Source organism: Pseudoalteromonas sp. T1lg122, from assembly GCF_002964825.1.
GTDB classification, from domain to species: Bacteria; Pseudomonadota; Gammaproteobacteria; order Enterobacterales; family Alteromonadaceae; genus Pseudoalteromonas; species Pseudoalteromonas gelatinilytica.
On the sequence record NZ_PQCG01000006.1, the window covers coordinates 1 to 12,426 of the forward strand.

General features: G+C 44.4%; 7 protein-coding genes. All 7 read right to left on the reverse strand.

Translation table 11 applies throughout. The annotated features are described in order from the left end of the window. Positions 1–90, reverse strand: a 90-nt coding sequence (locus C2M33_RS05350) for a GTP-binding protein (protein ID WP_233997923.1), incomplete at its 3' end; no start/stop codon positions are given. Positions 91–150: 60 nt separating this feature from the next. Further along, complete coding sequence (fusA, locus tag C2M33_RS05355; protein ID WP_063700721.1) at positions 151–2,265, reverse strand: elongation factor G; 2,115 nt, start codon at positions 2,263–2,265, stop codon at positions 151–153. Between the two features lie 27 nt (positions 2,266–2,292). Further along, positions 2,293–2,763, reverse strand: coding sequence for a 30S ribosomal protein S7 (gene rpsG, locus C2M33_RS05360; RefSeq protein ID WP_054554834.1), 471 nt, complete (start codon positions 2,761–2,763; stop codon positions 2,293–2,295). A gap of 97 nt (positions 2,764–2,860) precedes the next feature. Then, complete coding sequence (gene rpsL / locus C2M33_RS05365; protein WP_002958885.1) at positions 2,861–3,235, reverse strand: 30S ribosomal protein S12; 375 nt, start codon at positions 3,233–3,235, stop codon at positions 2,861–2,863. A 193-nt stretch (positions 3,236–3,428) separates the two neighbouring features. Continuing rightward, entirely contained in the window at positions 3,429–7,601 is a 4,173-nt protein-coding gene (gene rpoC / locus C2M33_RS05370) for a DNA-directed RNA polymerase subunit beta' (RefSeq protein WP_063700723.1), read from the reverse strand. A gap of 97 nt (positions 7,602–7,698) precedes the next feature. Beyond that, the gene (rpoB, locus tag C2M33_RS05375; protein ID WP_063700725.1) at positions 7,699–11,724 is read right to left on the reverse strand and encodes a DNA-directed RNA polymerase subunit beta; all 4,026 of its coding nucleotides are present in this window, start codon (positions 11,722–11,724) and stop codon (positions 7,699–7,701) included. Positions 11,725–11,996: 272 nt separating this feature from the next. Then, complete coding sequence (gene rplL / locus C2M33_RS05380; protein WP_063700727.1) at positions 11,997–12,359, reverse strand: 50S ribosomal protein L7/L12; 363 nt, start codon at positions 12,357–12,359, stop codon at positions 11,997–11,999. Between the last annotated feature and the right edge of the window lie 67 nt (positions 12,360–12,426).

The window sequence follows — 12,426 nt, forward strand, 5'->3', positions numbered from 1 at the left end:
TGCTGTTAGAGTTGTTTTACCGTGGTCAACGTGGCCGATTGTACCAACGTTTACGTGCGGTTTTACGCGTTCAAACTTTTCTTTTGCCATCTTAAAAAATTCCTATAAAGAAATTAACGCCTGACCCACTATTGGGCCAGACAAGCTAAATCATATAACAGCGCGAGCTGCAATTATTGCATCTGCAACATTCTTAGCGGCTTCTGCATACTTCAAAAACTCCATAGAGTAAGATGCACGGCCTTGTGTTGCAGATCGCAGATCAGTTGCATAACCAAACATTTCAGAAAGTGGTACTTGCGCATTAATTTGCTTAAGACCACCGAATGCTTCTTCCATGCCTTCGATCATGCCGCGGCGACGGTTTAAGTCACCAACTACATCACCCATGTTTTCTTCAGGAGTGATAACTTCAACCTTCATTACTGGCTCAAGAAGAGCTGGGTTTGCTTCAAGCGCACCTTTCTTCATTGCCATTGAACCTGCAATTTTAAATGCCATCTCATTCGAGTCTACATCATGGAATGAACCATCAAATAGAGTCGCTTTAACGCCAAGTAATGGGTAGCCTGCCAGCACACCTTGAGCCATTTGCTCTTGGATGCCTTTATCTACCGCAGGGATGTATTCTTTCGGAACCGCACCACCAACAACTTCGTTAACGAACTCGTAAATTGGCGCATCATTTTCCGAAATATCCATCGGTTCAAGTTTAAGCCAGACGTGACCATATTGACCACGACCACCTGATTGACGTACGAACTTCCCTTCAACTTCAACAGCTGAACGGATAGCTTCACGGTATGCTACCTGCGGCTTACCAACGTTACATTCAACACTGAATTCACGCTTCATACGGTCGACAATGATATCAAGGTGAAGTTCACCCATACCAGAAATAATAGTCTGGCCTGATTCTTCGTCAGTTTGTACTCTGAAAGACGGATCTTCTGCCGCTAGTTTACCTAACGCGATACCCATCTTATCTTGGTCAGCGATTGTGCGAGGCTCAACCGCAACAGAGATAACTGGCTCTGGGAACTCCATACGCTCAAGCGTAATGATTGAGTTCGGATCACACAGTGTCTCACCTGTTGTTACGTCTTTAAGACCAATAGCCGCTGCGATGTCGCCTGCGTAGACTACTTTGATCTCTTCACGTGAGTTTGAATGCATCTGAACGATACGACCAAGTCGCTCACGCTTACTTTTAACTGGGTTGTATACCGCGTCACCCTGTTTAACAGTACCAGAGTAAACACGGAAGAAGGTCAAGGTGCCAACGAACGGGTCTGTCGCAATCTTAAAAGCAAGCGCGGCAAACGGTGCGTTGTCATCAGCAGGACGCTCTTCCTCAGTACCATCTTCAACGATACCTTGGATTTGTTTCACTTGTGTTGGTGCAGGCATATATTCGATAACAGCATCAAGAACAGCTTGAACACCCTTATTCTTAAATGCACTACCACACGTCATTGGAACAATTTCGTTTGCTAATGTACGCTGACGTAAAGCTGCTTTAATTTCAGCTTCAGTCAGGTCTTCACCTTCTAGATATTTATCCATTAGCTCTTCTGATGCTTCAGCAGCGCTCTCAACCATGTGAGAACGCCATTCTTCTGCAAGCTCCAGAAGCTCAGCCGGAATTGCCTCATAAGAGAAAGTCATGCCTTGATCTTCGGCATTCCAGTTAATGGCTTTCATCTTAATAAGGTCAATAACACCTTTAAAGTCGTCTTCAGCACCAATTGGTAGCTGAATTGGAACAGGAGTTGCTCCAAGACGAGATTTCACCTGGCTAACCACAGTTAAGAAGTCAGCGCCAGTGCGATCCATTTTGTTTACGAAGATCATGCGAGGAACTTCGTATTTGTTCGCTTGACGCCAAACTGTCTCAGTTTGCGGCTGTACACCAGATGAAGCACAAAGAACAACTACCGCACCATCTAGTACGCGTAAAGAACGCTCTACTTCGATAGTGAAATCTACGTGTCCTGGAGTATCAATAATATTGATACGGTGGTCGTCAAATTGAGCGTCCATCCCTTTCCAGAAACACGTTGTTGCAGCAGAAGTGATTGTGATACCACGCTCTTGTTCCTGCTCCATCCAATCCATAGTTGCAGCACCATCATGAACTTCACCGATCTTATGAGAAAGACCCGTGTAGAACAGAACACGTTCTGTTGTGGTGGTTTTACCTGCATCTACGTGAGCGCAAATACCGATATTGCGATAGCGCTCAAGTGGAGTTGTACGTGCCATATGATCCTCTTAAAGGTTAAGGGCAGATTACCAACGGTAATGAGCGAATGCTTTATTCGCTTCAGCCATACGGTGAACGTCTTCACGTTTCTTAACCGCAGTGCCTTTGTTGTCAGCAGCGTCAACGATTTCTTGAGCTAAACGTAAGCCCATAGATTTTTCGCCACGCTTACGTGCAGCGTCAACTAACCAACGCATACCTAATGCGTTGCGACGTACTGGACGTACTTCAACTGGTACTTGGTACGTTGAACCACCAACACGGCGAGATTTAACCTCTACCTGTGGGCGAACGTTTTCAAGTGCAGCTTCAAAGATTTCAAGGTGCGACTTGCCTGATTTCTCAGCAGCCACGTCTAACGCACCATAAACGATTTTTTCAGCAGTAGATTTCTTGCCGTCTAACATTACTACGTTAACGAATTTAGCAAGAAGTTCCGATCCGAACTTAGGATCTGGAAGAATTTTACGTTGACCTATTACGCGTCTTCTAGGCATTTTGTATCTCCGGTATCTTCAGGTTTGCTCTTTTAGAGTCAACACCCAAAACAATTAATTTAAAAATTTAGTGCTTGGCCTTACTAACGGAGAACCATTAGCCCTTAGGGCGTTTAGCACCGTATTTAGAACGAGCTTGACGACGGTCGCTAACGCCTGCACAGTCAAGTGCACCACGTACAGTGTGGAAACGCACACCTGGTAAGTCTTTAACACGACCACCACGGATTAGGATTACACTGTGCTCTTGTAGGTTGTGGCCTTCACCACCAATGTAAGATGTTACTTCGAAACCGTTCGTTAAACGAACACGCGCTACTTTACGTAATGCAGAGTTTGGTTTCTTAGGTGTAGTTGTATATACACGAGTACATACACCACGCTTTTGCGGACACGCTTTAAGTGCAGCTGAGTTACTTTTAGTAACCTTGCTACGACGTGGCTTACGCACTAGCTGGTTAATAGTTGCCATTTAAATAGCTCCTGAAATTAAAATTACTACTGAAAAAATAAAAAAATCCGCCCTGTTTACATGCTCGTTACAAAACGTGCAGGCAAATGGGTGGCGGAATTTTAATGAGCAAAGTTTAACCTGTCAACCTTAACTCATCGTAAGGCAGCAGATTACTGCCTCACGATTTCTTAATCTATTGATTAAGCTGAGATTATTGGTTTCCAGAGATATCTGCGTTAAGTGCGTCAGTTAGTGCTTGAGTTGCCTCTTCAGCGCTTACTGTTTGCTCTTCAACGATTTCACCTTGCTTGCGACGGTTCAAACGGTCTTGGTGATACGCAAAGCCTGTACCAGCTGGGATCAGACGACCCACGATTACGTTCTCTTTCAGACCACGAAGCTCATCGCTCTTACCATTTACAGCTGCTTCAGTTAGGACACGTGTAGTTTCCTGGAACGATGCTGCAGAAATGAAAGATTCTGTTGCAAGTGACGCTTTAGTGATACCCATTAATTGGATTTCAAACTTCGCTGGGATCTTGCCTTGCTTCTCAAGTTCACGGTTCGCGATATTAACGCGTGCCACTTCAACTTGTTCACCGGCTAAGAACTCAGTGTCACCGCCGTCAAGGATGATACATTTACGTAGCATCTGACGAATGATTGTCTCAATGTGCTTGTCATTGATCTTAACGCCTTGCAAGCGGTAAACCTCTTGCACTTCGTTAACGATGTAGTTAGCTACATGAGTTACACCACGTAGGCGTAAGATGTCATGTGGTGATTCTGGACCATCGGCGATAACCTCACCTTTAGACACTTGCTCACCTTCGAACACGTTAAGTTGACGCCATTTAGGGATCATCTCTTCGTATGCATCACCCTCAGCTGGAGTGATTACAAGACGCTTCTTACCTTTTGTTTCTTTACCGAAGCTGATAGTACCTGTGATTTCTGCAAGGATTGCAGGATCTTTCGGCTTACGTGCTTCGAATAAGTCAGCTACGCGAGGTAGACCACCCGTGATATCACGAGTTTTCGAACCTTCTTGCGGAATACGTGCAAGTACGTCACCTGGGTTTGCAGTTGCGCCGTCTGTTACTTCAATCGTTGTGAATGAAGGTAGACGTGTTTCTTGCAGACCACGCTCATCGCTTTCGATGATTAGTTTAGGTTCTTTCGCATTCGCTTTACCTAAGTCTTTAACAACCACACGTGTTAAACCAGTTAACTCGTCTGTTTGTGCTTCGGTATTTGAGTCATCAATGTCGCTGAACGAGATTTTTGACTTGTGCTCAAGAACGATTGGGTGACTATGCGGATCCCAAGTTGCAACGATATCGTTACCTTGAACTTCTGCATTATCTTGTACAGTTAACACCGCACCGTAAGGTACTTTATAACGCTCTTTCTCACGACCAAAGCTATCAATGATAGTGATCTCTGTTGAACGAGACGTGATAACAATCTTACCGTCTGTGTTTAATACGTACTTCGCATTGTGTAACTTCAATGTACCGTTAGTTTTAACTTGTACACTGTTTTCAGCAGACGCTCGAGATGCCGCACCACCGATGTGGAAGGTACGCATCGTAAGCTGTGTACCCGGCTCACCGATTGATTGTGCCGCGATAACACCTACTGATTCACCTGGGTTGATGATGTGGCCACGCGCAAGGTCACGACCGTAACACTTAGCACATACACCAAAGTCATTATCACAAGTGATTACTGAACGAACGCGTACTTCATCCACTGAGTGCTCTTCTAAAAGGTCACACAGTTTTTCGTCAAGCATGATGTTACGCTCAACAAGTACTTCGTTTGTACCAGGGATTAATACATCTTCAGCAACAACACGACCAAGAACACGTTCACGAAGTGCTTCTACAACGTCACCACCTTCGATAAGCGGTTTCATTGTTAAGCCATCTTCTGTGCCACAATCGTCTTCATTGATTACTAAGTCTTGTGCAACGTCTACTAGACGACGCGTTAAGTAACCCGAGTTTGCTGTTTTAAGTGCTGTATCGGCAAGACCTTTACGCGCACCGTGCGTCGAGATGAAGTACTGTAGTACGTTTAGACCTTCACGGAAGTTCGCCGTGATTGGTGTCTCGATGATTGAACCATCTGGACGTGCCATTAGACCACGCATACCCGCTAACTGACGGATCTGAGCGGCGCTACCACGTGCACCTGAGTCTGCCATCATAAACACTGAGTTGAATGAAGATTGCTCTTCTTCTTCGCCTTTCGCGTTGATTACAGTGTCTTTTGATAAGTTCGCCATCATCTCACGTGATAAGTTTTCATTTACACGTGACCAGATATCGATAACTTTGTTGTACTTTTCACCAGCCGTTACAAGACCTGATTGGAATTGTTGGTTGATTTCAGTTACTTCAGCTTCCGCTGATTCAATGATTTCTGCTTTAACCGGTGGGATAACTAGGTCATCGATACCGATTGAAACACCTGACTTCATTGCGTAGTGGAAACCGGTGTACATTACTTGGTCAGCAAAGATAACGGTATCTTTAAGACCTAGACGACGGTAACACTCGTTTAATAAGCCAGAAATTTGTTTCTTACCTAGGGCTTGGTTGATTAACTCAAACGGCATGCCTTTAGGTAGGATTAGTGAAAGAATCGCACGACCTACTGTTGTTTCAACAATAGATACTTGCTCAACTGTTTCACCATCTTCATTGCTGATTGTCTCGCTGATACGTACTTTTACGCGTGCATGTAACTCAGCGTTACCGCTGCGGTATGCTTTTTCAGCTTCTTTAGGATCTTTAAATACAATACCTTCGCCTTTCGCATTGATGCGATCACGAGTCATGTAGTAAAGACCTAATACAACGTCCTGTGAAGGAACGATGATTGGCTCACCATTCGCTGGAGATAGGATGTTGTTAGTAGACATCATTAGAGCACGTGCTTCTAACTGTGCTTCAAGCGTTAACGGTACGTGTACCGCCATTTGGTCACCATCGAAGTCAGCGTTGTACGCCGCACAAACTAATGGGTGTAAATGGATCGCTTTACCTTCGATAAGCACAGGCTCGAACGCTTGGATACCCAAACGGTGAAGTGTTGGTGCACGGTTAAGTAATACTGGATGTTCACGAATTACTTCGTCTAATACATCCCATACTTCTGCTACTTCACGCTCAACCATCTTCTTCGCAGCTTTGATAGTCGTAGCCATGCCGCGACGCTCTAGTTTGCCGTAGATAAATGGTTTGAATAGCTCAAGTGCCATCTTCTTAGGAAGACCACACTGGTGTAGTTTAAGCGTAGGACCTACTGTGATTACAGAACGGCCTGAGTAATCTACACGTTTACCAAGTAAGTTCTGACGGAAACGACCTTGCTTACCTTTGATCATATCAGCAAGCGATTTAAGAGGACGTTTGTTAGAACCTGTGATCGCACGACCGCGACGACCGTTATCAAGTAGCGCATCTACCGCTTCTTGTAACATACGTTTTTCGTTGCGTACGATAATGTCTGGTGCTGCTAGATCTAATAGACGCTTAAGACGGTTATTACGGTTAATAACACGACGGTAAAGGTCATTCAGATCAGAAGTCGCAAAACGACCACCGTCTAGTGGTACTAATGGACGTAGATCAGGCGGAAGTACAGGAAGTACTGTCATGATCATCCACTCAGGGTTGTTACCTGATTGGTGGAAAGATTCCATTAATTTAAGACGTTTAGTGATCTTCTTACGCTTAGTTTCAGAGTTAATTGTTGGTAACTCTTCACGCATTTCAGCAATTAATTGGCCAAGATCAAGTTCACGAAGCAAGTCTAAAACTGCTTCCGCACCCATCTTCGCTTCAAACTCATCACCGTGCTCTTCTAGTGCATCTAGGTACTCTTCTTCACCTAAAAGTTGACCACGCTCAAGCGTTGTCATACCAGGCTCAGTTACAACGAATGATTCGAAGTAAAGTACGCGCTCGATGTCACGAAGTGTCATGTCTAGCATTAAGCCGATACGTGACGGTAATGATTTTAAGAACCAAATGTGCGCAACTGGGCTCGCAAGCTCAATGTGACCCATACGGTCACGACGCACTTTAGTAAGCGTTACTTCAACGCCACACTTTTCACAAATAACACCACGGTGCTTAAGGCGCTTATATTTACCACATAAACACTCATAATCTTTCACTGGGCCGAAGATACGGGCACAGAATAAGCCGTCGCGCTCAGGCTTGAAAGTACGGTAGTTGATTGTCTCAGGTTTCTTTACTTCACCGTATGACCATGAACGAACCATATCTGGCGAAGCAAGACCAATGCGAATTGCATCGAATTCTTCGGTCTTATTTTGTTGCTTCAGAAACTTAAGTAAGTCTTTCACCTTAGCTCTCCTGTCGGAGGTTAATCTTGAGGGCGAACCAATCGCCCCTACATTCTATTCGGCCTAACAGGTGCGGCTTACGCCGCACCTAAATGGCTTAATTTTCTTCCAACTCGATGTTGATACCCAGTGAGCGGATTTCTTTCAACAATACGTTGAACGATTCTGGCATACCTGGTTCCATCTTATGGTTACCATCTACGATGTTCTTATACATCTTAGTACGACCGTTCACGTCATCCGATTTCACTGTTAGCATTTCTTGTAGAGTATATGCAGCACCGTAAGCTTCTAGTGCCCACACCTCCATCTCACCGAAACGCTGGCCACCGAACTGAGCTTTACCACCCAGCGGCTGCTGAGTAACAAGGCTGTAAGAACCAGTTGAACGTGCGTGCATCTTGTCATCAACCAAGTGGTTAAGTTTCAGCATGTACATGTAACCAACAGTTACTTGACGTTCAAACTGATCGCCAGTACGGCCATCATAAAGTGTAACTTGACCGCTTCTTGGATAACCACCAAGCTCTAGTAAGTCTTTGATTTCGCTTTCACGAGCACCATCAAAGGCAGGAGTTGCGATCGGTAAACCACCTTTCAAGTTTTCAGCTAAGCGACGAACTTCATCATCAGAGAATGAGTCGATATCGACTTTCTGACGACAATCACCTAATTCGTAAACTTTCTTAACGAAGCTACGGATTTCGTGCAGTTCACGCTGCTCTTTCATCATTTCTTCTAAGCGCTCACCCACACCACGTGCAGCAAGACCCATGTGTGTTTCTAGGATCTGACCGATGTTCATACGTGATGGTACACCTAGCGGGTTCAGAACGATGTCTACCGTACGACCTTTGTCATCGTATGGCATATCTTCTACTGGTACGATAGTCGAGATAACACCTTTGTTACCGTGACGACCCGCCATCTTATCACCCGGTTGGATACGACGTTTAACAGCTAGGTATACTTTAACAATCTTAAGTACGCCTGGTGCTAAGTCATCACCTTGAGTGATCTTACGACGTTTGTTTTCAAACTTCTTATCGTATTCAGCTTTAAGCTCATCGTACTGAGCTGCTAGTTGCTCAAGCTCAGCTTGCTTGTCTTCTTCAGCAAGGCTTTGAGTAAGTAGCTTGTCAGCATTTAATGCTGCAACTGAGTCAGCGTTCAGACCAGCGTCAACAAGTAACTTACGAGCACGCTCTAATACGCCTGCTTCTAAGATACGGAACTCTTCGTTGAAGTCTTTCTTCGCTTCGCGAAGCTGCATGTCTTCAACTTCTAACGCACGCTTATCTTTTTCAACACCGTCACGGGTGAAAACTTGTACGTCGATTACAGTACCAGTTACAGAGTTTGGTACACGTAAAGAGCTGTCTTTAACGTCTGACGCTTTCTCACCGAAGATAGCACGTAGTAGCTTTTCTTCTGGTGTTAATTGCGTTTCGCCTTTCGGAGTCACTTTACCTACTAGGATATCGCCGCCTTTAACTTCAGCACCGATATAAACAACGCCTGATTCATCAAGCTTGCCTAGTGCAGATTCACCAACGTTAGGGATATCTGCTGTGATCTCTTCTGGACCTAATTTAGTATCACGTGCGATACATTGTAGCTCTTGAATGTGGATAGTCGTTAGACGATCTTCTTGAACTACGCGCTCTGATAATAGGATTGAATCCTCGAAGTTATAACCGTTCCATGGCATGAATGCCACGCGAAGGTTTTGACCAAGTGCTAAGTCACCAAGGTCAGTCGAAGGACCATCTGCTAATACGTCACCACGTGTTACCGGCTCACCAACCATACAAGTTGGTTTTTGGTTAATACATGTATTTTGGTTTGAGCGTGTGTATTTAGTTAAGTTGTAAATATCGATGCCCGCTTCACCAGGGATGCGCTCTTCTTCATTTACATTAACAACGATGCGGCTCGCATCGGCATACATTACTTCACCGCCACGCTTAGCAACGATAGTTACACCAGAATCTTTTGCTAGTGTAAGCTCGATACCTGTACCTACAAGCGGTTTATCCGCGATTAGTGTTGGTACTGCTTGACGTTGCATGTTTGAACCCATCAATGCACGGTTAGCATCATCGTGTTCTAGGAACGGGATAAGTGCTGCCGCTACAGAGATCACCTGCTGTGGTGATACGTCCATATATTGTTGGTCCATTTTGCCCATAAAGGTTGATTCACCTTTGTGACGACATGGAATTAGTTCATCAACAAACTCATTGTTTTCGTCTAGATTCGTGTTCGCCTGTGCGATTACGAACTGACCTTCTTCAATAGCTGATAGGTAATCTACTTCATCAGTTACTACACCGTTTACCACTTTGCGGTAAGGTGTTTCTAAGAAACCATAGTCGTTTGTACGTGCGTACGTAGACAATGAGTTAATTAGACCGATGTTTGGACCCTCAGGCGTTTCGATTGGACATACACGACCATAGTGAGTTACGTGAACGTCTCGAACCTCGAAGCCAGCGCGTTCACGTGTTAAACCACCCGGACCTAATGCAGAAATACGACGCTTGTGCGTTACTTCTGAAAGCGGGTTATTTTGGTCCATGAACTGTGATAACTGAGATGAACCGAAGAACTCTTTAACCGCTGCCGAAATAGGCTTAGCGTTAATAAGATCTTGTGGCATTACAGCGTCAAGGTCACCTAAGCTTAAACGCTCACGTACAGCACGTTCTACACGTACTAGACCAACGCGGAATTGGTTCTCAGCCATTTCGCCAACACTACGGATACGACGGTTGCCTAAGTGGTCGATATCATCAACATCGCCAACACCGTTACGAATAGCGATAAGCACTTTCATAACAGCTACGATGTCTTCTTTCGATAATGTGCCTGGGCCTGTATCTGAGTCATAACCTACACGGCTATTGAACTTCATACGACCAACTGTTGATAAATCGTAACGCTCATCAGAGAAGAACAAGTTATCAAATAAGGCTTCAGCCGCGTCTTTCGTCGGTGGCTCGCCTGGGCGCATCATGCGATAAATTTCTACTAATGCTTCTAAACGGTTGCTTGTTGTGTCGATACGTAATGTATCTGACATGTAGGCGCCGCTGTCCACTTCGTTGATATATAATGTATCAATCTTAGTGTGACCTGCTTTAACCAATTCAGCCATTAGCTCAAGTGATAGCTCATCATTCGCGTTTGCGATGATCTCACCCGTTGACTCGTCAACGTAGTTTCTAGCTACAACACGACCAATGATGTACTCATGTGGTACTTCTAATTGGTTAATACCTTTTTTCTCGATGTTCTTGATGTGACGCGCAGTAATACGACGACCCGCTTCAACAAGGACTTCACCGTCATCGCTCTTGATATCAAAAGCGGCAGTTTCACCACGTAAACGTGAAGGTACAAGTTCCATAAGAACTTTACCGTCAGTTACTTCAAACGCAGTAGTATCGAAGAAGATATCTAGGATTTCTTCTGTAGAGAACTCTAGTGCACGTAAGATGATAGACGCCGGTAATTTACGACGACGGTCAATACGTACATATAGGTTATCTTTTGCATCAAACTCGAAGTCTAACCATGAACCACGGTAAGGAATTACACGCGCGTTATAAAGTACTTTACCTGACGAGTGAGTTTTACCGCGGTCGTTATCAAAGAATACACCAGGGCTACGGTGTAGCTGAGAAACGATAACACGCTCTGTACCATTGATTACAAAGGTACCGGTATCAGTCATGAGCGGAATTTCGCCCATGTAAACTTCTTGCTCTTTAATGTCTTTAACTGTGCCTGGTGCTTCTTTATCCATCACCACAAGACGCAATTTTACGCGAAGTGGAGCAGAATAAGTCACACCGCGAATTTGACATTCTTTTACATCGAATACTGGCTCACCAATACGATAACTTACGTATTGAAGCTCAGAATTTCCCGAGTAGCTTTTGATCGGAAACACAGAACGGAAAGCAGCTTCCAAACCGTGATCGCCATCAGCGTCAGGGACTAAGAATTTTTTAAACGATTCTAACTGCGTTGACAGTAAGAAAGGTATATCCAAAACTTGTGGACGTTTACCAAAATCCTTACGGATACGTTTCTTTTCAGAATAAGAGTAAGCCATGGGGTTCCTCAGCTTGCTGATCTTTGACCCGACCTGTTCTAGTAAGAACAGACTTAACTGGCATCTATGCCAAGATGTACAACATTAAATTGTTGTTCTATTTTGCTCTGCCACTTTCAATACCGATTTCGATAACAACTTGAAAGTAAAGAGAAAATTAGATTTTATTTGCGCTACAGGAATGCATCGCTCTATAGCGCAAAAAGGCCGGTGATTAAATAATCACCAGCCCTTGCCTGATTTCTCAGGCAGCGAACCTAGCGTAAGCTAGATTACTTGATCTCAACTTGAGCACCAGCTTCTTCAAGCTCTTTCTTAAGTGCTTCAGCTTCTTCTTTAGATACACCTTCTTTGATAGGTGCAGGAGCTGATTCAACAAGTGCTTTAGCTTCTTTAAGGCCAAGACCAGTTGCGCCACGTACAGCTTTGATAGCTGCAACCTTGTTAGCGCCAGCGCCAGCAAGGATTACGTCGAACTCAGTCTTCTCTTCAGCAGCTTCAGCAGCTGGACCAGCAACAACAGCAGCAGCTGCAGTTACGCCGAATTTTTCTTCCATTGCTTCAACTAGAGCAACAACGTCCATTACTGACATTTCAGCAATAGCATCAAGGATTTGGTCTTTAGTTACAGACATTACAAATTTCCTAATTATTACGGACTAATTTTAGTCCAAAAAAAATATTACACCGAAAGTGAACAAA